Source organism: Streptococcus sanguinis (assembly GCF_026781265.1).
GTDB lineage: Bacteria > Bacillota > Bacilli > Lactobacillales > Streptococcaceae > Streptococcus > Streptococcus sanguinis_T.
This window is the reverse complement of sequence record NZ_JAKUVC010000001.1, coordinates 13,873-36,480: the sequence shown is the minus strand read 5'-3', so window position 1 is coordinate 36,480 and position 22,608 is coordinate 13,873. Positions and strand designations below refer to the sequence as shown.

Here is a 22,608-nt window from a genome sequence, read left to right as displayed (position 1 = left end):
TCAAATAAAAAATGCAGATTTTTCGTCTGCATTTTTATTATGATTTTTATAAACTCTTAACTGCAGCGATAGCTGCTTCGAAGTTAGGTTCGGTGTTGATATTGTCGACATATTCAGCGTAGGTCACAGTGTTGTTTTCGTCCAAGACAAGAACTGCGCGAGCCAAAAGGTGCCATTCATTGATGAGGACAGCATAGTCACGGCCGAAAGAATGGTCGAAGTAGTCAGAGAGCATAACAGCATTTTCAATGCCTTCAGCAGCACACCACTTGCCTTGAGCAAAAGGCAAGTCAACTGAAACCGTGATCACAACGGTATTGTCCAAGTCAGATAGTTCTTGGTTAAAACGGCGAGTCTGAGTTGAGCAGACACCAGTATCGATAGATGGGATGATGCTCAGGACTTTCTTTTTGCCAGTAAAGTCAGCCAGAGTTTTCTTTGAAAGGTCAGTTGCTGTCAAGCTAAAATCGTGGGCGGTGTCGCCGACTTGCAGTTGCTTTCCAGTAAAGGTTACAGGATTTCCGAGAAAAGTTGTCATAGGAAGTCTCCATTCATGTTTGATAGCTTCATTGTACAGCGAATAGTGATTTTTTTCGAATAATTTGACCGGAAATTTGAAATCGACTCCATGCGAAGCTCCTTCTCCAAAAATAAAAGGTTAGGATTTTGTCTTCCTAACCTTTTATCATTATTTGGCCAATCCTTCAGAAATTTTATCCAGATTGTATTTCATCATGCTGTAGTAGCTGTCGCCTTCTTCGCCTTCATCAGCGATTGAGTCAGTAAAGATTTTAGCGTGTATTGGGATGTTGGTGTCTTTAGAAACAGTTTTCATCGGACGATCGTCCACACTTGATTCGACAAAGAGAGACGGCACTTTGGTCTTGCGTAGTTTTTCAACCAAGCTTTTAATTTGGTCTGGAGTTCCTTCTTCTTCGGTGTTGATTTCCCAAATATAGGCTGATGGCACATTGTAGGCCTTAGAGAAGTACTTGAAGCAGCCTTCACTCGTCACAATCATTTTCTTTTCTTCTGGGATATTGTTGAATTTCTCCTTGGCTTCCTTATCCAAAGTGGTCAGTTTTTCTACATAGGCTTTGAGATTTTTCTCATAAGTAGCCTTATTGTCAGGGTCTTTTTCAATCAAACGCTTGGTGATATTTTGCGCATAGATAATACCGTTTTCCAAGTTGAGCCAAGCATGAGGATCTTCCTTGCCTTTTTCACTTTGCCCTTCAAGGTAGATGACGTCAACGCCATCGCTGACAGCGTAGTAGTCCTTGTTTTCTTCCTTATTGGCATTTTTGACTAACTTGGTAAACCAAGCATTGCCGCCAGTTTCCAGGTTGATACCGTTGTAGAAGATGAGGTCTGCTTGAGAAGTCTTTTTGACATCTTCAGGCAGGGGTTCGTATTCGTGGGGGTCTTTGCCGACTGGTACAATGCTGTGCAGGTCAATCTTATCGCCAGCTATATTTTTGGTAATATCAGCGATAATTGAGTTGGTCGCAACAACCTTGAGCTTGGACGAGTCACTAGACGCCTTCTTCTGACCAGAACAGGCAAAGAGAGTGCAGACTGCTAGCAAAAGCAGGGATAAAAAACCTAATTTTTTCATGGGATTCCTCCATCAAATTTTATTTTAGTTTAGGTCGGTTTTTAAGTTTTAAATAGCGTTGCTTAGGGGCAATAAAGAAAGAGATGAGAAAGATGAGGGCCGAGGTCAGGACAATGCTGGATCCTGCAGCGACATTAAAGCTATAGCCGATAAAGAGTCCCAGCACAGAAGCCAGAGCTCCCAAACTCGAGGACAGCAGAATCATAGTTTTCAGACTGTTGGCATAGAGGTAGGCCGTTGCTGCCGGCGTAATCAAGAGAGCGACAATCAGAATAGTTCCCACGCTCTGCATGGCTGTCACAGAGACTAAGGTCAAGAGAATCATCAGCAGATAGTGATAGAAGCTGACTGGCATGCCCATGGCCTGAGCCAGCAGTGGGTCAAAGGAAGTAATCAATAGCTGCTTGAAAAAGAGGGTGATGATTAAGAGCACAGCTATTCCGACTCCAATACTAATCCACATATCAATGTCCTGTACGGCCAAGATATTCCCGAAGAGAATATGAAAGAGGTCAGTGGAGCTATTAGCAACGCCGATCAGGATCACCCCCAGAGCTAGGAAGGAAGAAAAGGTAATCCCAATGGCTGTATCGCTTTTGATAATGGAATTGCCCTTGATGTAGGTGATAATAATCGAGGCCAAAAGTCCGAAGGTGATGGCTCCGATAAAGAAATTAATCCCTAAAATGTAGGACAGGGCCACACCGGGTAGAACCGCGTGAGAGATAGCATCCCCCATGAGTGACATGCCGCGCAGAATGATAAAGCAGCCGACAGCTCCAGCAACAATCCCAATGACGGTGGCTGTGATGAGGGCATTTTGCAGAAAGTGAAAGTCCCGCAGCCCTTGGAAAAATTCTAAAATCATTCTAGGCACCTCCATTCATAAAGAGCTGGGAGCCGTAAGTCTTTTTCATATTGTTCTTGGTAAAGGTGGTCTCGGTAGGACCAAAGGCAATCAGCTCACGATTGAGCAGGATAACTTGGTCGAAATAATCAACAACCTTGCTCAGGTCATGATGGACAATCAGGATAATCTTGCCTGCGGCTTTGAGACTGCGCAAAGTCGCCATGATAATCTCTTCGCTGACAGAGTCAATCCCGACGAAGGGCTCGTCCAAAAAGATACAATCCGCCTCTTGAACCAAGCAGCGAGCAATCAAGACCCGCTGGAATTGGCCGCCAGACAGCTGGCTAATCTGACGTTCTGCCAAGTCTTCTAAACCGACAATTTTCAATGCCTCAGCCACCTTGTCCCAATGGGAACTCTTCAGCCCCTGAAAAAGCTTGAGCTGAGGGTAAAGCCCCAAAGAGACACACTCTTTGACTTTGATAGGAAAATGATAATCAATATTAATCTTTTGCTCTACATAGGCAACCCGCTGGAGAGAGTTCTGCAGTGGCTTTTGATCCAGCAGAGTCTGGCCTTGGTGGTCAATAATCCCTAGCATGCCCTTGAGCAGGGTGGATTTTCCGGCTCCGTTAGGACCAATAATCCCAGTAATGGTGGGCTCCTTAATGGTTAATGAAAGGGGCTCAAGAGCCAGCGTATCCTGATAGCTGACAGTCAAATCTTTAATCGTAATCATCTCATACACCTCTATGGTTTTAATATACATTAAAACAAAAATTAAGTCAAGTTAATTTTTAATAAATCTCTAAAATTAATATAAGAAATGTTTGAAAAAAGAAGTGGATTTTGATAAGGTTATATCAAAAGCATGAAAGTGAGAAGAAGATGACACGACTACAAGATGATTTCTATGATGCGGTTAATGGCGAGTGGGCTAAGACGGCGGTCATTCCTGATGATAAGCCGGTGACGGGCGGCTTTATGGATCTAGCAGATGAGATTGAAGAACTTATGCTCGCCATGACAGACAAATGGCTGGCTGGCGATGGAGTGCCAGAAGATGCCATTCTGCAGAACTTTGTTGCTTACCATCGCCTAGCAGCGGATTATGACAAGCGGGAAGCGGCTGGCATTGAGCCTGCGCGTGCTTACATTGATGAAATTCGCAACCTAACATCTTTTGAAGACTATGCTTCTAAGATTGCTGATTTTGAGCTGGCTGGCAAGCCGACTTATTTTCCTTTTGGTGTGGCGCCTGACTTTATGGATGCCCGTATTAATGTCCTTTGGGCTGACGGACCGGGAACGATTTTGCCAGACACGACCTACTATGCTGAGGACCATCCGCAGAAGGCGGATCTCCTTGCGAAATGGCGCAAGGCTCAGGAAGATTTGCTGGCAAAATTTGACTTTGCAGAAGAGGAAATCAAGGATCTTTTAGATAAGGTCTTGGAGCTGGATGCTGTCTTTGCTCAGTATGTTCTGTCTAGTGAAGAAAGCTCTGAGTATGCTAAGCTCTACCATCCTTATAAATGGGACGATTTCAAAGCCTTGGTACCAGAATTGCCTCTGGCGAATATTTTCACCAAGTTAATCGGTCAAGAACCCGACCAAGTCATTGTGCCAGAGGAACGCTTCTGGAAAGCAGCTAAGGATATCTATACAGCCGCTAACTGGGATAAACTCCATGCTCTGCTGATTCTCTCTGCGGTCCGCAATACGACACCTTATCTAACGGATGACATCCGTGTCTTGGCAGGAGCTTATCATCGTGCTCTATCAGGGACTCCTCAGGCTCAGGACAAGAAAAAAGCAGCCTTTTACCTGGCCCAAGGTCCCTTTAATCAAGCTGTTGGTCTCTGGTATGCCGGTCAGAAGTTCTCACCAGAAGCCAAGGCTGATGTGGAGCAGAAAGTGGCGACAATGATTGAAGTTTACAAAAACCGCCTGGCCCAGAATGACTGGCTGACACCAGAAACTCGAGGCAAGGCTATTGTCAAACTCAATGTCATCAAGCCTTATATTGGCTATCCTGATGAGCTGCCTGAGCGCTACTCTCGAAAGGTCGTGGATGAAAAGCTGACTCTCTTTGAAAATGCTCAGAAGCTGAGCCAGATTGATATTGCTTATAGCTGGAGCAAGTGGAATCAACCAGTGGACTACAGGGAATGGGGAATGCCAGCCCATATGGTCAATGCCTACTATAATCCACAGAAAAACCTGATTGTCTTTCCAGCGGCTATCCTGCAGGCACCTTTCTATGACCTGCATCAATCCTCGTCAGCCAATTACGGTGGTATCGGAGCGGTCATTGCCCATGAGATTTCTCATGCTTTTGATACCAATGGCGCTTCCTTTGATGAAAATGGCAGTCTTAATAATTGGTGGACGGAGCATGACTACCAAGCCTTTACCGAACGGACTCAAAAGGTCATTGACCAGTTCGAAGGGCAGGATTCCTATGGTGCTAAGGTCAATGGCAAGCTGACTGTTTCAGAAAATGTGGCAGATCTGGGCGGTATTGCAGCAGCTCTAGAAGCGGCCAAGAAAGAAGCGGATTTCTCTGCTGAGGAATTCTTTACCAACTTTGCCCGCATCTGGCGAATGAAGGGCCGGGAGGAATATATGAAGCTCCTGGCAAGCGTCGATGTCCATGCGCCGGCTAAGCTTCGGACGAATGTTCAGCTGCCAAACTTTGACGACTTCTTTATAACCTTTGATGTGAAAGAGGGAGACGGCATGTGGCGGAGCCCAGAAGAGCGGGTGGTCATCTGGTGATGCAGAGATAAGACGCTTATCGAATCCTGCTCAGTTCAAAAATAACCGAGTTCATTTCAATAGTCTGCTTTTGTTTGTGAAAGCAGGCTATTTTGTCAAAGAATTTATAAAGCGTTTACATTTCTATGACCTTGTGCTATACTGTAGTTGATAACAAAAAAACAAAATATCCAAATAGAATAGATTTCAAAGTGTTTATTAATGAATAATAAAGAAAAGAGATATTCTTATGGTAAAACGATTCATTAGTTCAAATGCTTCAGAAATTTTAAATATGACTGCGCCGGAGCTGAAACAGAGCATCAAGGCCAGTGAGGGCCGCGTTATCCTGTCTGAAAACGTGGCTTTTAAAGAATCTTATATCGGTGATGTGACCAATGCAGAGATTGCTCGGTCTTTTGGTGCTGACTTGATTTTGCTGAATGGGATTGATATCTTCCAGCCTTTTGTGGCTGGTCTGGACGCCAAGGAAGATTTTGTTGAGGAGCTGCACCGCTTGGTTGGCCGTCCTATCGGTATCAATCTAGAGCCGGTGGACAGTCAGGCCCAGATGGCAGGAGAACGCCTGATCATCGATGAAGGGCGTCAGGCTAGTCTAGCGACCATTCAGCGAGCAGAAGAGTTGGGCGTTGACTTTATCTGCCTGACGGGTAATCCGGGAACTGGTGTCACCAATCAAGCCATTATTGACACCATTCGAGTGGTCAAGGAGAATTTTTCAGGCCTGCTGATTGCAGGCAAAATGCATGCTTCAGGTGTGGATGAGCCGGTAGCAGACCTAGAAGCAATCGCTCAATTTATCGAAGCTGGTGTTGATATTGTCCTAGCACCGGCAGTCGGCAGTGTGCCTGGCTTTGATGAGCAGGACTTGAAGCAGATTGTCCGCCTGGCCCATCAAAAGGGGGCTCTGGTTATGAGTGCGATTGGTACCAGTCAGGAGAGTGCTGATGAGGATATTGTCAAGCAAATGGCCATCCGCAACAAAATCTGCGGTGTAGATATCCAGCATATCGGAGATTCAGGCTACGGCTGTCTGGCTCCGGTTGAAAATATCTTTGCCATGAGCAAAGCTCTCAGAGGACAGCGCCACACCATTTCCATGATTTCACGTTCGATTAATAGATAGTAAAATGAGACAGACTTTTAGGGGGCTAGCGCCTAGAAAGCCTGTCTCTTTTTTTGTAAAAAAAAAGACCGAGATTCTTGTCTCGGCTTTTATAGGTTTCCTTTTTTATCTAAAAATTCATGATAGACACAGAGGCTGACTGCAGAGCGGGCAATACTGTATTTAGAGTAGGGGATAATGACAATCTCTGCTTGTTTTTGCTTTGGAAAGAGAGGAGCTTCCTGCTCTAACTGAGCCAGAACCTGCTCGGCAATAATCGGATAGGAGAAGAGCTGGCCGTCCAGATAAATCCTTTCGCTATCAATAAGCTGGCAGAGATTGGAAATGGAAATGGCCAGATAGCGGCAGGCAGTATGAATCAACTCAATACTGCCCAAGTCTCCTAAGCGATAGGCAGCCATCAAACTTGTCAAATCAATGTCATTGACGTCCTCTACAAGGGTCTTTAAGAGCGAGGTCTGGGAAGCCCGATACAGGATAGCTGCTTTATCAATCAGAGCGCTTTCGCTGGCATAAACCTGCAAGCAGCCGTGCTTGCCGCAAGGACAGCGCTCGCCTTCAGGATTGATGACGGTATGCCCCACCTCCCCGATAAGATAATTCTCCTGACTGTAAATGCTACCCTTGTACATGTAAGAGCAATGAATACCTCTGGCGACATGATAGACGATAAAATTACTGTCTGTCGGATGATAGCTAAAGAGGCGTTCAGCCATTGTCAAACAGTGGGACTTATTGGCAAAGTAGACAGGAAGGTCAAAGGCTTCTTGAATAGTCTGCAGGTTAATCTGTCCCCAGTGGGGATTTTTAGAAATGATAAAATCACTCTCAGAGAGATTCACATGCCCCGGCAGCCCGAGGGCAATCGCTGAGATGGGGTATTGGCTGTTCTTTTTCAGAAAATCTTGAATCAGCCGGATAATTTCCTGGTCAGACGGGCCGCCTGTCACCTCGACCTGATAAGTCCGAATGCTGCTTTCTGCAATCTCACCGGTATTGTCAGCGATGACCATGGCCAGCTGTTTTTCAGAAATCTCAAAGCCTAGATAGTAGCGGCTACGAGGCGCAATATCTAGCAGGGTTTTCTTGCGGCCTACGCTCTCGTCATTGAGCTCACCCAGCTCCAGAACCAAGCCTTCCTTGATCAATTCATTGATGATACTGCCAGTCGTGGCTGGTGTAATTTGAGTTTCTTTTGAAATATCAATCCGAGAAATCGGTCGTTTGGCATAGAGCTGATCCAGGACAGTTGCCCTTAGCTCGTTTTGTTTTCTAGTTCGTGTCATCTTGTTTCCTCTGTTGCTATACTATCAAAAAAAGCTAGAAATCTCAAATGTAAGCGTTGACATAGTACAAAAAAATAGTTATAATGTTTATAGAATATTAATAACATAGTGAAAAATATTCTGTTTTCGGATTTTTGTTTATATATTGAAAATAAATAGCAAGCTTCGTTGCAGGCTAGGTCAGATTCATAAAGGAGGATGCTGATGGAAACAAAACAAATTATGTTAGTCTGTGCGGCTGGGATGAGCACCAGTCTCATGGTCAATAAAATGCAGAAAGCTGCAGAGGAGCGCGGCTTGGCTGCGACGATATTTGCGGTGCCAGTGTCAGAAGCAGAAGACTATCTAAGCGAGAAAAAGGTTGATGTCCTGTTGCTGGGACCTCAGGTCGCTATCTGTTGGAGGATTTACAGGAAAAATTAGCTTCAAAAGGCATTCCGGTCGATGTTATCCCTATGACGGACTACGGAATGATGAAGGGGGATAAGGTCCTCGATCTGGCAGAGTCGCTCATGAAGTAGGTACTCCTATGGAAAATAAAGATTCTTTAGAGGTCGCTATGACCCTCATCATGTATGGCGGAGAGGCTAAGTCTTGTGCTATCGAAGCCATTGCAGCAGCTAAAAAGCAGGATTTTGACCGAGCTCAGGAGAGACTGAGTCAGGCTCAGAAGGCCCTGCTGCAAGCCCATCACGCTCAGGCTGAAATGCTGAGCAAGGAGGCACAAGGAGAAAAGACAGAACTTAGTTTATTTATGGTACATGGGCAGGATCATCTCATGACCAGTATTGCCTTTGTTGATTTGGCAAAGGAGATTGTTGATTTGCATAAAAAATTTGATGAATAGGAGAAATGCAGATGAGTAGTTTGGTTGATAAATGGCAAGCGCGTCTCATGCCTATTGCCAATAAAATCGGCAACCAAAAATTCCTGGTTGCCCTGCGGGATTCCTTTATTGGGACCATGCCTGTGATTATGACGGGCTCTTTCGCCCTCATGGTAAATGCCTTTCTATCTGACTTGCCAGGACAGTTCGGCTGGAACTGGATTTCCTCTACCTTCCAGTGGCTGATTGATATTAACTGGCTGGTATTTAAGGGCAGTATTCCTATCGTTACCCTCTTATTCCTCTTTACCTTCGGGGTCAATATCGCTAAGATTTACAATACTGATAAGGTGTCTGCTGGTCTGGTAGCTGTTGCTTCCTATATCATTACCATTGGTGGCTCAGTTACTAAAACCTTTGAGTTGGCTAGCAAAACACCAGGGCTGAGCAAGGCGATTTCAAAACTTCCAGAGCTAAAACTTGACGGCAGTAACCTGTCTGTGACGATTAACAGTGTCATTCCAGGTGACCAGATCAGTGCGCGTGGTTATTTCACTGCCATTCTGATTGGTTTTGTGTCTGCCATTATCTTCTGTAAGGTCATGAATCGTAACTGGACCATCAAACTTCCGGATTCTGTTCCGCCAGCTATCATGAAGCCGTTCCTGTCTATCATTCCGGCTGCAATTGCCATGTATGTCGTGGGGATTGCGACCTATCTCTTTAATCTGGTGACAGGCGAGCTGTTGATTGACTGGATTTACAAGATTCTTCAGGCACCGCTTCTCAGCTTGTCTCAAAGCTTCTGGGCTGTGTTGCTCATTGTCTTTCTCAATAAGATTTTCTGGTTCTTCGGACTGCACGGCGGTAATGTGCTGGCGCCAGTTATGGCCAGTCTCTTTGGTGTGACCATGCTGGCTAATCTAGAAGCTTATCAGGCTGGGCAAGCCATTCCTTATATGTGGACGGATAATTCTTTCGGTGCTTTTGTCTGGTTTGATGCAATTGGGGTTGCCATTGCCATTCTCTGGCAATCTCGGAACAAGCACTATCGCGAAGTGGCTAAGTTGGGAATTTTCCCAATGGTCTTCAACATCGGTGAGCCGGTCATGTACGGTCTGCCAATCGTTTTGAATCCGATTATGTTCATTCCTTATGTCCTGACGCCAATGGTCATGGTAACAGTAGCCTACTTTGCAACCTCTATGGGCTTGGTTGCGCCGGTTACTCAAAACGTTACTTGGGTAATGCCGCCGATTCTCTACGGTTTCTTTGCGACAGCCTTCGACTGGCGGGCAATTATTCTTTCGCTGGTTAATATCGCTATTTCAACCGCTATATATCTGCCCTTTGTCAAGATGGCGGATAAACAGGAGGAGCTTGGATAGATGGCAAAATTTGAAATTAAAGATGAATTTTACCTGGATGGCAAACCTTTTAAGATTTTATCGGGAGCTATTCAGTATTTCCGGCTTCATCCAGACCAGTGGCGAGATACCCTTTACAATCTTAAAGCTTTAGGCTTTAATACGGTAGAAACCTATATTCCTTGGGCATTGCATGAGCCTCAAGAAGGTCAGTTTCAGGCAGAGGGCATGCTGAATTTTGAAGCATACTTCAAGTTGGTTGAGGAGATGGGGCTTTATCTCATTGTCCGTCCGACGCCCTACATCTGTGCAGAGTTTGACTTTGGCGGCCTGCCGGCTTGGCTCTTGAGATATCCTTCGATGCGCCTGCGGGTCAATCATCCGCTTTTTCTGGAAAAGGTCAGTCATTTCTATGACTGGCTATTTCCCAAGCTTCTGCCCTATCAGAGTGATCAAGGCGGTCCTATCCTCATGATGCAGGTGGAAAATGAATACGGTTCTTATGCCGAGGACAAGGCTTACATGCGCAGCATTGCGCAGATGATGAAGGTACGTGGCGTTACGGTTCCCCTCTTTACCTCTGATGGGACATGGATAGAGGCTTTGGAGTCTGGGACCTTGATTGAGGATGATATTTTTGTGACGGGGAATTACGGATCTCAGCCCAAGGAAAATACAGATAATCTGCGAGCTTTTATGGAGCGCTATGGCAAGAAATGGCCGCTTATGTGTACTGAGTTTTGGGATGGCTGGTTCAGCCGCTGGAGCGAGGAAATCGTTCGGCGAGAGGCAGAAGATTTGGCTCAGGATGTCAAAGAAATGCTGCAGCTGGGCAGCATGAACCTTTTCCTACTGAGAGGTGGGACCAATTTTGGTTTTATCAGTGGCTGTTCGGCTCGAAAGACCAAGGATTTGCCGCAGATTACCTCCTATGATTTTGACGCACCCATTACTGAGTGGGGGCAGCCAACCGAGAAATACTACGCTGTTCAGCGGGTGATCCACGAGGTCTTTCCAGAGCTTGAGCAGATGGAGCCTATTAGCCGACAGGCCAAGGCCTATGGCAGTTTTCCACTGCTTGGGACTGCAAACCTGCTGGATGTGGCAGCGGATATCACAGAGGAAATTCTGCTGGATTATCCACAGCCTATGGAGCAGATTGGGCAGAATCATGGCTATATCCTCTACCGTTCCGATATCAAAAATCAATACCATGAGGAAAGGCTCAAGGCATTGGAGACTCATGACCGCTGTCATTTCTATATCAATCAGGAGCACCTGGCTACCCAGTATCGGGAAGAAATTGGTGATGAGATGCTCTTCTCAGCTGATACCGAGCGGATTCAGATTGATGTGCTGGTGGAAAATATGGGGCGTGTCAACTATGGTTACAAGCTGGGCGCACCCAGTCAATCCAAGGGAGTCAAGGGTGGTATCATGATTAACCACCAGTTCCGCAAGGGCTGGAAGCATTATGCGCTCAAGTTTGACCAGGAAATGCTGGCCAAGCTAGACTGTTACTCAGCTCCACCGGAAAGAGTCAAAGCACCAACCTTCTATCGCTTTGAAGCGGAGTTGGATGATATCGCTGATACCTTCATCGACTGCTCTAAGTATGGGAAGGGCTGTATTTCGGTCAACGGCTTCAACCTAGGCCGCTACTGGAATGAAGGGCCAATTCACTATCTCTATGTGCCGTCTGGCTTGCTTAAGGAAAAGAATGAATTTATCGTCTTTGAAACTGAAAATGTCAAGATTGAAGAGTTGTCCTTGCTTGACCATCCAGTCTATAAGAAATGAGGTGCTGCGATGAAATATATGACAGTCGGGAATGAACTGAAAGAAGCCAGTCAGCTAGTTTTGGGCTGCATGCGTCTAGCAGAGCATGCTCCCGAAGAGATCGTTTCCGTTCTTGAAACAGCATTAGAAGTGGGAATTAATTTCTTTGACCACTCAGATGTCTATGCTAGCGGCCAATCTGAAACCAAGTTTGCGCAGGCTCTTCGCTCGTCTAAGATTCCCCGGGATCGAGTACTCATCCAGTCTAAGTGCGGACTGCGGGATGTTCACACCAACTACCATTTTGACTTTTCTAAGGATTATATTATTCGTTCGGTTGAAGCCAGCTTGGAGCGTTTGCAGACAGACTATCTGGATGTGCTCCTCCTACACCGGCCAGATGCTCTTGTGGAGCCGGAAGAGGTAGCTGAGGCTTTCTCACAGCTGCACCAGGCTGGGAAGGTCCGCCATTTCGGAGTCAGCAATCAAAATCCTTATCAAATAGAATTGCTGCAAAAAAGTGTGGAGCAGCCACTGATTGCCAACCAACTGCAGTTTGGTCCTGCCCATACTCCGATGCTGGATGCTGGGCTCAATGCCAATATGCTCAATCCGTTAGCAATCGTCCGGGATGGTAGTGTGCTGGACTATTGTCGATTGCATCATATCACAATTCAGCCTTGGTCACCATTTCAGGTCGACTTAAACCAGGGACTCTTTATGGAGCATCCTAAATATGCTCAGCTTACAGAAACTCTGCATGCCTTTGCGTCAGACTATCAAGTTTCCTTTGAAGCCTTAGTTCTCGCCTGGATTTTGCGTCATCCGGCACAAATGCAGCCGATTGTTGGCTCCATGAATCCGCAGCGAATTCGCTCAATGGTGGCTGCTTTTGATATTGAGCTCTCTCGGGCTGACTGGTATAAGATATACAAGAGCGCAGGGAATCCTCTGCCCTGAGCTTGTTTTTGCAGGGAGATTATTTGTTATTCAGAATCAATGAAGGCTAAGAGCAGTGAATCAGTCTGCTTGTTTCATTGATTAAGCTAGATTCTGTGCCTTATGAAAGGAGAATGATATGAATAATAAGTTTTCTTGGCAAGCCCTAGCAAAATCCGCTTCTGCTGCCAAGTATGGGAGCGGCTTGCTGCTATGTGCTTCCCTCTTGTCCTTAGCAGCTTTTACAGCTGTCTCAAGAGTTGAAGCAGAAGATGTTGCACCTGCCCCTGCCGCAGTGGCTGAAACGCCGGCTTCTCCAGCAGCGCAAGCAAGTCCTGAGGCTGAAAATCCAGCTGTGGCCGAACCCCAAGCAGCTCCTGCAAGTCAGACCGAATCAGCTGCAGCTGCTAGCGAGTTGCCAGCCAGTCAGGTCATGTCCGATGAGCAGAAACAGCGCGCCATTGCTCAGATGGGAGCCAATCAAGGGGATGTCTGGGTTTGGTCGGAGGAAAATGTCGTTGAAGAAAATGGGGAGCGTCAAAAGCGCGGTCCTAATGGCGGTCCTGGCCAATTTAATGGCGGAGCCGTCGTGTTAGGAGGTCGTCCGACTTATGACCCAGCAGCTGATTGGTACTACTTAGCTTATAAAGGCGAAGGAATGACCGATGAAGAAGCGCAGGCTGTCTTTGACAAGGAACGTGGCAAATGGATGAACGAGTTTGATCCTTGGGGCGTTGTGATGGAAATGACGGACAATAAGGCCAGCAATGCTTGGGCGGATATTCGGAACATGCAGGCTTTCGTCCTTCGGAAGGACTCCAATGTCTGGGAGAAAATTGTGGATCACCCTCAAGGGGTTCAATGGGTTGCTCAGTTCAAGGGGAATATGTCCAGCTACGTAGGAGATGCACGGCAGGAAGCCTTGGTTGGCGGAGGAACAGCTATTGAGGTCTTACCTAAGCAGGATCGGGTTGCCCACTGGGGTTCTGATCAGGCTCGTGATATTCCGAATCCTCAGACCATTCGGGCTGTTCTGGTTTCTGTCGAAGCGCGTATTTCTGAAAAATCTGACCCAGATGCCAAGCTTGGTATTCAAGTTGGTGGTGACTGGAAATTTTCTGAAGAAGTGAGCAAGCCGCTCTGGTATCCAGGAGCTGGTCTGGCTGGTATTCAGCGACTGACCAAGGATTGGGCGCGTTACTATTTTGTCAGTCTTACTGGTATTCAAGATGCAGTTGACGAAAGGGCCATTTCACAAGATGAGTTTATGAAGAGTATCGTGCCGTTAGCCGATATGGAGCAGGCCTCTCAAAATCAAGCCCAGCAGCCAACCCCTGCAAGGCCTGATCCAAAGGGGAGCCAGGTGGAAAATCTGACCTACAAAACAAGCGGCCAGACGAACTTTCAAGCAGCGTCTCAACAGCCAACTCTTAAGCAAACTTCTTCCAAACAATTGCCTAAAACCGGCAGCCAAAGCAGTCTATTGACCAATCTGCTTGGGCTCGGGCTCTTAGGGCTGGGGGCTGGCTTTCTTGGCTTGAAGAAAAAATCTTAGTTTTGCAAGCTAGAGTAAGAATAATCTACAAAAAAGCAACAGCAGATTCTAGCTGTTGCTTTGTGTTTGATTTAGGTTTTGCACGACAGGCTGTCCAAAATTAGGTGTTTGCGTAGCAGACGGACTGCAGACTGGCTCCTGGTATTTTTGAGTAAAGCGGCATCTAGGGAAATTGGAGCAGCCCCAAAATTGCTGACCTGCCCTAGAACCTTTGGATGCTGTACGGAGCACCAATCCATGCTTGCAGCGAAGGCAGATCTTTTCAGCTTCTCTACGCTGTTTATTCTGAGCAATGCGGTTAATATGGCGCTCTTTGATGACCTGCTTTCGCTTGGTCAAGGGCAGGAGCATACGATAGAGGTCGTCAATCTGCTCGGGCGACAGGCAGACTGGACTTTGGCAGGCCTGCCGGTCAATTGCCCCAATCACTTGCCAGGTCTGAATAACCTTATGCCTGTCACTGTGTAGATGGATTTCCTTGAGCTGACAGTCATTGCCAAAGACGATATAAGAATATAGATTTGGCGTGTATTGGTTGAGATAGTAGCTGAGCCATTTGAGATGGACTTTATTTTGAATAATGGGATTGAAAAAAGAATGTTTGTAAGATTTTCCGCGGCCTCCAGAAAGAACCTGAGTCCAGTATTGCTGATTTTCTGAGCCGAAGATCCAGCCCTTGTAGTTTTTTGACTCAAAAATGTAAATTCCAGATGGATGAATCAGTAGGGCATCAATCTCGGTGGTCGTGCCATTTTCTTTGAAGATGTAGAGATTATACAAGATCTTTTTATAGCCATGGAGCTGGTTCAAGACCTGACCAAGCTGGTACTCTCCCTGTTTTCCCTTGTTATATTTGAGTTCCCAAGGGGCAGTCTGGGTTTGCTGGAAATAGTCAGGCTCTGGGCTTTGGCTGGACGACCAATCTGAGTCCGTATCTTCCTTGTCTTCAAGTAGCTTATAACTGATAAAAAAGACGATGCCAAAGACAGCCACAAACGCGACGAAAAAGAATCCAAACATTTCCTAATCTCCCTTAAAATCTCTAATTCGAGTATAGCACAAAATAAAGAACGAAAGATTTTTATAAGTGTAAAAACACAGCAATTGAACAATAGAACAAAATGTGTCTAAAAATAGAAAGCTATCCTTTAAAAACTTATTTTCCAAAAACACCTCACAAACCTAAAAAATCATGTATAATAAAAAGACAGGAAAAGAATAGGAGTTATCATGTCTCAGGAATTAATCAGTGTTATCATCCCTGTTTACAATGTTGAGCAGTATTTAGCAGAATGTGTGAACAGCGTCTGTCGTCAGACCTATCAAAATCTGGAGATTATTCTAGTCAATGATGGTTCAACAGATGCTTCTGGCCAGATTTGCCAAGAGCTGGCTGACCAGGATTCGAGGATTCGTCTCATTCATCAGGACAATCAAGGCTTGTCCGGTGCCCGCAACACAGGGATTGAGCACTCTAGTGCAGACTATTTGATTTTTGTGGATTCAGATGACTGGCTGCCTGAGCAGCATGTTGCCCGCCTTTATGAAAAGCTCAAGGAGTACGATGCGGATATTGCTATTGGTCATCATTGTAGCTTTCGTGCAGAGGATTCAGCCTTCCTCTACTATTCGACAGAGCATTTTGAAACCCTCTATACGCGAGAAGAGATAATCGAGGAGCACCCTAGACGTCGCATGGTAGACGGTGTTTTTCTCTGTGCCTGGGCTAAGCTCTATAAGCGTGAGCTCTTTGATACAGTGCGCTATCCAGTCGGCCGAGTGGCCGAAGATGCCTTCACAACTTATAAGCTGTACCTTCAGTCAGAGAAGATTATCTACCTCAATGAACCGCTCTATTACTATCGCTTGCGGCCAAATAGCATCTCCATGACTTGGAATGAGCAGTGGTTCCGAGACTTGATTATAGGTTTTGAGGAGCAACTAGCCATTCTAGGTAAGCTGGGCTATGACCTGAGCTTCTACTACAAGTACTACACCTTCCTGCTCCAGTATTGTCGCGACAGCGCTGCAGCCGTCGGTATGCAGTCCAGTCGGGTCTATCAGGAAATTGAAAGCAAACTCAAACTGTTTGGAGAATAAATAAAACAAGCTACCTTTCAACCGTAGGGCTGAAAGCGTGGCTTGTTTTTTGGTGAGATTACCAGATGCAAGGAAAAACTCGATATCTAACCTTTTGGCAATAAGCTTCGTAATTTTTCCCAAAGTGATTGCCTAAGGCTTTTTCTTCAACTCTAAGTCGAATACTATATCCTACCACGAGTAAAATAAGACTGATAATGATTGTCAGAGGATTTAGTGATGTAATCGATAGGCCAAGGATAGACAAGATACTGCCAGTATAGGCAGGATTTCTTACAATAGAATAAGGGCCATGGTCTACTAATTGTTGACTATCTGTTGTTTGAACGGCCAGTGTAAAGTTTTTTCCGAGATAATTGACTGCATATATCCGCAATGCGAATCCTGCTAGAGAGATGAGAATTCCAAGATAGATAGTGAGGCTGGGTAAGTGGGGGACAAAGTCGAGAAATTGTCCGTTTATCAAAAATAAGCAGCAGATAACACTGCCGATAATGAAGTAGCGGCTCCCTTTATCTGCAGAGTCGTTTACATTGTTTGACTTGGTTTTATTTTTAATCCACATTTCTGTGCTAATAAAAATAACAAAGAAAACATAAGTGAAAATAGTTTGTAAATTCATGATTATTCCTCCGGTCAGAATTATACAAATTTTAATTTTAGAGGTCAATCAAAGACTAACGCTTTAGAGATGAGTTATAGTTTTTGTCAGTGAAAACTGGATTCCGTCTTTCAAAATCCCTTGAAAATGGTATAATAGAAACAGTACAAAAAATGGAGAAAAGAATGGCTTATTATAATCACAAAGAAATCGAGCCCAAGTGGCAGAAATATTGGGCAGAGCACCATACATTTAAGACAGGTACGGATAAGGACAAGCCTAACTTTTATGCGCTGGACATGTTTCCCTACCCATCAGGAGCGGGGCTCCATGTAGGGCATCCGGAGGGCTACACGGCGACAGATATTCTCAGCCGCTACAAGCGGGCTCAGGGCTATAATGTCCTGCATCCTATGGGCTGGGATGCCTTTGGTCTGCCGGCTGAGCAATACGCCATGGATACAGGGAATGACCCAGCTGACTTTACAGCAGAAAACATCGCCAACTTTAAGCGTCAAATCAACGCTCTTGGCTTTTCCTATGACTGGGATCGGGAAGTGAATACAACTGACCCCAACTACTACAAATGGACCCAGTGGATTTTCACCAAGCTTTACGAAAAAGGCCTGGCTTATGAAGCTGAAGTGCCAGTAAACTGGGTTGAAGAGCTGGGAACGGCTATCGCAAATGAGGAAGTCTTGCCAGACGGAACATCTGAGCGCGGTGGTTATCCAGTTGTCCGCAAACCCATGCGTCAGTGGATGCTGAAAATCACAGCTTATGCAGAACGTTTGCTCAATGACTTGGAGGAGCTGGACTGGCCAGAGTCTATCAAGGATATGCAGCGCAACTGGATTGGTAAGTCAACCGGTGCTAATGTAACCTTCAAGATTAAGGACACAGATAAGGACTTCACCGTCTTTACAACTCGTCCGGACACTCTTTTTGGAGCGACCTATGCTGTTTTGGCTCCAGAGCATGCTCTCGTTGGTGCCATTACAAGTGCAGAACAAGCTCAAGCAGTTGCAGACTACAAACACGCAGCCAGCCTCAAATCCGACCTAGCTCGGACTGATTTAGCTAAGGAGAAGACTGGTGTCTGGACAGGAGCTTATGCCATCAATCCTGTCAATGGCAAGGAAATCCCCATCTGGATTGCCGACTATGTGCTTGCAAGCTACGGAACAGGAGCTATCATGGCTGTTCCTGCGCATGATGAGCGTGACTGGGAGTTTGCTAAGCAATTTAACCTAGAGATTATTCCGGTTCTAGAGGGGGGCAATGTTGTTGAAGCTGCTTATACGGAAGATGGTCCGCATATTAACTCTGGCTTCCTAGATGGCTTAGACAAGGCTACCGCAATTGACAAGATGGTTGCTTGGCTGGAAGCAGAAGGTGTCGGAAACGAAAAAGTCACCTATCGCCTGCGCGACTGGCTCTTTAGCCGTCAGCGTTATTGGGGTGAGCCGATTCCAATCATTCATTGGGAAGATGGTACTTCAACTGCTGTCCCTGAAAATGAACTGCCGCTTGTCCTGCCTGTAACCAAGGATATCCGTCCTTCTGGTACTGGTGAAAGTCCTCTGGCCAATCTGACTGACTGGCTGGAAGTGACTCGCAAAGACGGTGTCAAAGGACGCCGCGAAACCAACACCATGCCTCAATGGGCTGGTTCTAGCTGGTATTATCTGCGTTACATCGACCCACACAACAATGAGAAATTAGCAGATGAAGGGTTGCTTAAGGCTTGGCTGCCAGTTGATATTTACATCGGCGGTGCAGAGCATGCTGTGCTCCATCTTCTCTACGCTCGCTTCTGGCACAAATTCCTCTATGATATCGGAGTGGTGCCAACCAAAGAGCCTTTCCAAAAACTCTTTAACCAAGGGATGATTCTGGGGACTAGCTACCGTGATAGTCGAGGTGCCCTAGTGGCGACAGACAAGGTGGAAAAACGCGATGGTTCTTTCTTCAACATCGAAACTGGAGAAGAGCTGGAGCAGGCGCCTGCTAAGATGTCTAAGTCTCTGAAGAATGTGGTCAACCCAGATGATGTAGTAGAGCAATACGGTGCCGATACACTGCGTGTCTATGAAATGTTCATGGGGCCACTGGATGCATCCATCGCTTGGAGCGAGGAAGGTCTGGAAGGCAGCCGCAAGTTCCTAGATCGGGTCTACCGTTTGATTACAAGTAAAGAAATCGTTGCGGATAACAATGGTGCTCTCGACAAGGTATACAACGAAACAGTCAAGTCTGTCACAGAGCAGATTGAGGAGCTCAAGTTTAACACAGCCATTGCCCAGCTCATGATCTTTGTCAATGCAGCCAACAAGGAAGAAAAACTCTATGTCGAATATGCCAAAGGCTTTGTCCAATTGCTAGCGCCTTTTGCACCGCACTTGGCTGAAGAACTCTGGCAGGCAGTAGCTCAAACTGGCAAGAGCATTTCCTACGTAGCTTGGCCAACTTATGACGAAAGCAAGCTGGTTGAGGCAGAGGTCGAAATCGTAGTTCAAATCAAGGGTAAAGTTCGTGCTAAGCTAGTCGTAGCTAAGGACCTGAGCCGTGAGGAAATGCAGGAAATCGCTCTGGCAGATGAGAAAATTAAATCTGAAATTGCCGGCAAAGAAGTCGTGAAAGTGATTAGTGTGCCAAATAAATTGGTTAATATTGTAGTGAAATAATTAGTTTGTTACAGCATTATAGTGATTATAAAGAAAGGAGTCGTTTAAAACGGCTCTTTTTTCAATGCCTTTCTTCTCTTAAATAGTAGAACTTTTCTCATTTTTCGATTTTCTCTTGTATTACTTCTGGATTTTATTTATAATCATTATAAATAAAAAAGGAAGAGAAAATTTAAATAGTGGAAGAACATAAAATTGATACGAACTTTAGTGGTCGGCTGAATATATTGCGGGCAGGGGTTTTGGGAGCCAATGATGGTATTATTTCCATTGCAGGTGTGGTTATCGGGGTGGCCAGTGCGACGGACGATGTCTGGATTATCTTTCTGTCTGGTTTGGCGGCAGTCTTTGCGGGTGCCTTTTCTATGGCTGGTGGAGAGTATGTTTCTGTTTCTACTCAAAAGGATACAGAAGAAGCTGCTGTTGCCAGAGAGCGGGAGCTTTTAGAGAAAAATCCGGATATCGCTAGGCAGTCTCTCTATGCCGCTTATGTCCAAAATGGCGAATGTGAGACTTCTGCCCAGCTCATGACTAATCGGGCTTTTCTCCAAGATCCGTTGGAGGCTTTGGTGCAGGAAAAATATGGCATTGAGATTGAGGAGTTCACTAATCCCTGGCATGCTGCCGTATCAAGCTTTTTAGCCTTTGCTGTTGGTGCGCTTTTCCCTATGATTACCATTATCCTGCTTCCAGCCGGCGTTCGTATCTGGGCAACCGTATTAATCGTGGCCTTGGCTCTCTTGGGAACAGGCTATACCAGCGCTAGATTGGGCAAAGCACCGCTCAAAAATGCTATGATTCGCAACCTCGTTATCGGTCTTTTAACTATGGCTGTTACCTATGCTGTAGGGCAAGTCTTTGCAATTTAATGGAATAAAATTTCTAACGAAGTTCGTTGATTTTTAGCAGCGTTTTTTTGAGCTGTGTAATAGATATTGATTTATGACTATACCAATCTCATGCTTGACAAACCAAAAAAGAGTTTGTATACTATCTCTATTGAATTTATTTAATTTCAATCGAACTATACCAATTTTAATAAGAAGGGCTGGTTTCTAAGACTAGAAATCAGAAGTAACGTTATGTGTGGAATTGTCGGAGTTGTCGGAAATCGCAACGCAACAGATATTTTGATGCAGGGGTTGGAAAAGCTGGAATACCGTGGTTATGACTCAGCTGGAATTTTTGTAACAACAGGGAAAACTTCTAGTCTGGTCAAGTCTGTCGGTCGTATCGCTGACCTACATGCTAAAATTGGCATTGATGTCGCTGGGACTACTGGTATTGGACATACTCGTTGGGCTACTCATGGAAAACCAAGTGAAAATAATGCCCATCCTCATACTTCACAGACAGGCCGTTTTGTCTTGGTTCATAACGGTGTGATTGAGAACTACCTTGATATTAAGAATACTTATCTAGCTGGTCATGACTTCAAGGGGCAGACAGATACAGAGATTGTTGTACACTTGATTGGCAAATTTGCTGAAGAAGAAGGTTTGTCTCTTTTAGAAGCATTTAAAAAAGCTCTCCACATTATACGTGGTTCTTATGCCTTTGCTTTGGTGGACTCAGAAGATGCAGATGTTATCTATGTTGCTAAAAATAAATCACCTCTTCTAGTTGGACTGGGTGATGGCTACAATATGGTCTGTTCAGATGCCATGGCCATGATTCGTGAGACGAATCAGTTTATGGAAATTCATGATCAAGAGCTGGTTATTGTCCGTAAAGACAGTGTGGAAGTGCAGGATTATGACGGGCATACTCTGGAGCGTGAAAGCTATACTGCTGAGCTAGATCTTTCCGATATTGGTAAGGGAACTTATCCATACTATATGCTCAAGGAAATCGATGAGCAGCCAACTGTGATGCGTAAGCTAATCAGCGCTTATACAGATGATAAGGGGCAAGTATCAGTAGATGCAGATATTGTCAAAGCTGTCCAGGAAGCTGATCGTCTCTATATCCTTGCAGCTGGAACTTCTTATCATGCTGGCTATGCTTCTAAGCGTATGCTGGAAGAGTTGACGGATACACCTGTTGAGCTGGGCATTGCTTCTGAGTGGGGCTACGGCATGCCTCTCCTCAGCAAGAAGCCTCTCTTTATCTTTATCAGCCAATCTGGTGAGACAGCTGACAGCCGTCAGGTCTTAGTCAAGGCGAATCAGATGGGTATTCCAAGTTTGACCGTGACCAATGTTCCAGGTTCTACGCTTTCTCGGGAAGCCAATCATACCATGCTGCTGCATGCAGGTCCGGAAATTGCAGTGGCTTCCACCAAGGCTTACACGGCTCAGATTGCAGCGCTAGCATTCTTAGCCAAAGCCGTTGGTGATGCCAATGCTTCTGAAAAAGCGGCAGCCTTTGACTTGGTTCACGAGCTGTCCTTAGTTGCGCAGTCTATTGAGTCCACTTTGTCAGAAAAAGAGTTGATTGACAATAAGGTCCGCGGCCTTCTAGAAACAACTCGCAATGCTTTCTATATTGGCCGTGGTCAAGACTACTATGTGGCGATGGAAGCTAGCTTAAAACTCAAAGAAATTTCTTATATCCAGTGTGAAGGCTTTGCTGCTGGTGAGCTCAAACACGGTACGATCTCTCTGATTGAAGACGGAACACCAGTTTTGGCTTTGCTTTCAGATGAAGTCTTGGCTAGCCATACTCGGGGCAATATTTCAGAAGTCGTAGCTCGGGGTGCCAAGGTGCTGACCATTGCTGAGGAGAATGTAGCCAAAGAAGGAGACGATATCGTACTCAATCAGGTTCACCCATATCTGTCACCAATCTCTATGGTGGTGCCGACACAGCTCATTGCTTACTTTGCAACCCTGCACCGTGGTCTGGATGTTGATAAACCGCGTAATCTGGCTAAGTCTGTCACTGTAGAATAAGCGCAGCAGGCTTTGACTATAAAAATTACCTATCTCATCCATAGAAAATATATATAGTACTTATCTAAAAAGGGTACGAAAAATAAGGTTATTCAGCGGAGTCTGAAAAGCCTTGAAAAAGCTAGCTTAGTCTAGCTTTTTTATTTTGCTTTGATAAATATTTTTAATCAGGCTGATAGGGAAAATATATTTCCCAGGA

At 45.5% G+C, this 22,608-nt stretch carries 18 protein-coding genes and 1 pseudogene; 12 read left to right on the top strand and 7 right to left on the bottom strand.

What is annotated here, in order from left to right; translation table 11 throughout:
- Nucleotides 1–46: 46 nt before the first annotated feature.
- The 4 genes from tpx to MK370_RS00135 form a co-directional block, all read right to left on the bottom strand.
- Nucleotides 47–538, bottom strand: coding sequence for a thiol peroxidase (tpx, locus tag MK370_RS00150; protein WP_268683689.1), 492 nt, complete (start codon nucleotides 536–538; stop codon nucleotides 47–49).
- A 150-nt stretch (nucleotides 539–688) separates the two neighbouring features.
- Nucleotides 689–1,618 carry a metal ABC transporter substrate-binding lipoprotein/adhesin SsaB gene (ssaB, locus tag MK370_RS00145; protein ID WP_268683688.1) on the bottom strand — a complete coding sequence of 310 codons (930 nt, stop codon included), beginning with the start codon at nucleotides 1,616–1,618 and terminating at the stop codon, nucleotides 689–691.
- A 19-nt stretch (nucleotides 1,619–1,637) separates the two neighbouring features.
- On the bottom strand, nucleotides 1,638–2,486 hold the full coding sequence (locus MK370_RS00140; RefSeq protein WP_326845063.1) for a metal ABC transporter permease: 849 nt from the start codon (nucleotides 2,484–2,486) through the stop codon (nucleotides 1,638–1,640).
- Nucleotide 2,487: 1 nt separating this feature from the next.
- A complete protein-coding gene (locus MK370_RS00135; protein ID WP_326845062.1) occupies nucleotides 2,488–3,207 on the bottom strand; it encodes a metal ABC transporter ATP-binding protein in 720 nt (239 codons plus the stop codon).
- Between the two features lie 149 nt (nucleotides 3,208–3,356).
- On the opposite strand from MK370_RS00135, the gene MK370_RS00130 reads away from it, so the two are divergent.
- Entirely contained in the window at nucleotides 3,357–5,249 is a 1,893-nt protein-coding gene (locus tag MK370_RS00130; RefSeq protein WP_268683685.1) for a M13 family metallopeptidase, read from the top strand.
- 229 nt (nucleotides 5,250–5,478) lie between these two features.
- On the top strand, nucleotides 5,479–6,375 hold the full coding sequence (locus tag MK370_RS00125; protein WP_002910768.1) for a hypothetical protein: 897 nt from the start codon (nucleotides 5,479–5,481) through the stop codon (nucleotides 6,373–6,375).
- Nucleotides 6,376–6,464: 89 nt separating this feature from the next.
- On the opposite strand, the gene MK370_RS00120 is transcribed toward MK370_RS00125, so the two are convergent.
- The gene (locus tag MK370_RS00120; protein WP_268683684.1) at nucleotides 6,465–7,661 is read right to left on the bottom strand and encodes an ROK family protein; all 1,197 of its coding nucleotides are present in this window, start codon (nucleotides 7,659–7,661) and stop codon (nucleotides 6,465–6,467) included.
- A 204-nt stretch (nucleotides 7,662–7,865) separates the two neighbouring features.
- Between MK370_RS00120 and MK370_RS00115 the strand changes: the two are divergent.
- From MK370_RS00115 to MK370_RS00090, 6 genes and pseudogenes are all read left to right on the top strand, one after another.
- A pseudogene (locus tag MK370_RS00115) lies at nucleotides 7,866–8,182 on the top strand (PTS sugar transporter subunit IIB).
- 8 nt (nucleotides 8,183–8,190) lie between these two features.
- On the top strand, nucleotides 8,191–8,508 hold the full coding sequence (locus MK370_RS00110) for a PTS lactose/cellobiose transporter subunit IIA (protein ID WP_002898520.1): 318 nt from the start codon (nucleotides 8,191–8,193) through the stop codon (nucleotides 8,506–8,508).
- A 5-nt stretch (nucleotides 8,509–8,513) separates the two neighbouring features.
- Nucleotides 8,514–9,875 carry a PTS sugar transporter subunit IIC gene (locus MK370_RS00105; RefSeq protein WP_268683683.1) on the top strand — a complete coding sequence of 454 codons (1,362 nt, stop codon included), beginning with the start codon at nucleotides 8,514–8,516 and terminating at the stop codon, nucleotides 9,873–9,875.
- Entirely contained in the window at nucleotides 9,876–11,654 is a 1,779-nt protein-coding gene (locus MK370_RS00100) for a glycoside hydrolase family 35 protein (RefSeq protein WP_268683682.1), read from the top strand.
- A gap of 9 nt (nucleotides 11,655–11,663) precedes the next feature.
- Complete coding sequence (locus MK370_RS00095) at nucleotides 11,664–12,593, top strand: aldo/keto reductase (protein WP_268683681.1); 930 nt, start codon at nucleotides 11,664–11,666, stop codon at nucleotides 12,591–12,593.
- A 118-nt stretch (nucleotides 12,594–12,711) separates the two neighbouring features.
- Nucleotides 12,712–14,127, top strand: coding sequence for an LPXTG cell wall anchor domain-containing protein (locus tag MK370_RS00090; protein WP_268683680.1), 1,416 nt, complete (start codon nucleotides 12,712–12,714; stop codon nucleotides 14,125–14,127).
- 48 nt (nucleotides 14,128–14,175) lie between these two features.
- On the opposite strand, the gene MK370_RS00085 is transcribed toward MK370_RS00090, so the two are convergent.
- On the bottom strand, nucleotides 14,176–15,147 hold the full coding sequence (locus MK370_RS00085; RefSeq protein WP_268683679.1) for a nuclease-related domain-containing protein: 972 nt from the start codon (nucleotides 15,145–15,147) through the stop codon (nucleotides 14,176–14,178).
- 210 nt (nucleotides 15,148–15,357) lie between these two features.
- Here MK370_RS00085 and MK370_RS00080 point away from each other — a divergent pair, with 210 nt between their 5' ends.
- Nucleotides 15,358–16,227 carry a glycosyltransferase family 2 protein gene (locus MK370_RS00080; protein ID WP_268683678.1) on the top strand — a complete coding sequence of 290 codons (870 nt, stop codon included), beginning with the start codon at nucleotides 15,358–15,360 and terminating at the stop codon, nucleotides 16,225–16,227.
- Between the two features lie 58 nt (nucleotides 16,228–16,285).
- Here MK370_RS00080 and MK370_RS00075 read toward each other — a convergent pair whose 3' ends face one another.
- Nucleotides 16,286–16,849: a methyltransferase family protein gene (locus MK370_RS00075; protein WP_268683677.1), complete on the bottom strand. Its 564-nt coding sequence runs from the start codon at nucleotides 16,847–16,849 to the stop codon at nucleotides 16,286–16,288.
- A gap of 164 nt (nucleotides 16,850–17,013) precedes the next feature.
- Here MK370_RS00075 and leuS point away from each other — a divergent pair, with 164 nt between their 5' ends.
- From leuS to glmS, 3 genes are all read left to right on the top strand, one after another.
- Entirely contained in the window at nucleotides 17,014–19,515 is a 2,502-nt protein-coding gene (gene leuS / locus MK370_RS00070) for a leucine--tRNA ligase (protein WP_268683676.1), read from the top strand.
- 179 nt (nucleotides 19,516–19,694) lie between these two features.
- Nucleotides 19,695–20,384, top strand: coding sequence for a VIT1/CCC1 transporter family protein (locus MK370_RS00065; RefSeq protein WP_268683675.1), 690 nt, complete (start codon nucleotides 19,695–19,697; stop codon nucleotides 20,382–20,384).
- A 213-nt stretch (nucleotides 20,385–20,597) separates the two neighbouring features.
- Complete coding sequence (gene glmS, locus MK370_RS00060) at nucleotides 20,598–22,409, top strand: glutamine--fructose-6-phosphate transaminase (isomerizing) (protein ID WP_268683674.1); 1,812 nt, start codon at nucleotides 20,598–20,600, stop codon at nucleotides 22,407–22,409.
- Nucleotides 22,410–22,608 lie beyond the last annotated feature (199 nt).

What these genes read in the sequence shown, in the direction of transcription:
- MK370_RS00105 (WP_268683683.1), top strand. Translation starts at nt 8,514, where the DNA reads ATGCAGATGAGTAGTTTGGTTGATAAATGGCAAGCGCGTCTCATGCCT.
- MK370_RS00090 (WP_268683680.1), top strand. Translation starts at nt 12,712, where the DNA reads ATGAATAATAAGTTTTCTTGGCAAGCCCTAGCAAAATCCGCTTCTGCT.
- MK370_RS00085 (WP_268683679.1), bottom strand. Translation starts at nt 15,147, where the DNA reads ATGTTTGGATTCTTTTTCGTCGCGTTTGTGGCTGTCTTTGGCATCGTC.
- MK370_RS00130 (WP_268683685.1), top strand. Translation starts at nt 3,357, where the DNA reads ATGACACGACTACAAGATGATTTCTATGATGCGGTTAATGGCGAGTGG.
- glmS (WP_268683674.1), top strand. Translation starts at nt 20,598, where the DNA reads ATGTGTGGAATTGTCGGAGTTGTCGGAAATCGCAACGCAACAGATATT.
- MK370_RS00080 (WP_268683678.1), top strand. Translation starts at nt 15,358, where the DNA reads ATGTCTCAGGAATTAATCAGTGTTATCATCCCTGTTTACAATGTTGAG.
- MK370_RS00095 (WP_268683681.1), top strand. Translation starts at nt 11,664, where the DNA reads ATGAAATATATGACAGTCGGGAATGAACTGAAAGAAGCCAGTCAGCTA.
- tpx (WP_268683689.1), bottom strand. Translation starts at nt 538, where the DNA reads ATGACAACTTTTCTCGGAAATCCTGTAACCTTTACTGGAAAGCAACTG.
- MK370_RS00135 (WP_326845062.1), bottom strand. Translation starts at nt 3,207, where the DNA reads ATGATTACGATTAAAGATTTGACTGTCAGCTATCAGGATACGCTGGCT.
- ssaB (WP_268683688.1), bottom strand. Translation starts at nt 1,618, where the DNA reads ATGAAAAAATTAGGTTTTTTATCCCTGCTTTTGCTAGCAGTCTGCACT.
- MK370_RS00140 (WP_326845063.1), bottom strand. Translation starts at nt 2,486, where the DNA reads ATGATTTTAGAATTTTTCCAAGGGCTGCGGGACTTTCACTTTCTGCAA.
- MK370_RS00110 (WP_002898520.1), top strand. Translation starts at nt 8,191, where the DNA reads ATGGAAAATAAAGATTCTTTAGAGGTCGCTATGACCCTCATCATGTAT.
- leuS (WP_268683676.1), top strand. Translation starts at nt 17,014, where the DNA reads ATGGCTTATTATAATCACAAAGAAATCGAGCCCAAGTGGCAGAAATAT.
- MK370_RS00075 (WP_268683677.1), bottom strand. Translation starts at nt 16,849, where the DNA reads ATGAATTTACAAACTATTTTCACTTATGTTTTCTTTGTTATTTTTATT.
- MK370_RS00120 (WP_268683684.1), bottom strand. Translation starts at nt 7,661, where the DNA reads ATGACACGAACTAGAAAACAAAACGAGCTAAGGGCAACTGTCCTGGAT.
- MK370_RS00100 (WP_268683682.1), top strand. Translation starts at nt 9,876, where the DNA reads ATGGCAAAATTTGAAATTAAAGATGAATTTTACCTGGATGGCAAACCT.
- MK370_RS00125 (WP_002910768.1), top strand. Translation starts at nt 5,479, where the DNA reads ATGGTAAAACGATTCATTAGTTCAAATGCTTCAGAAATTTTAAATATG.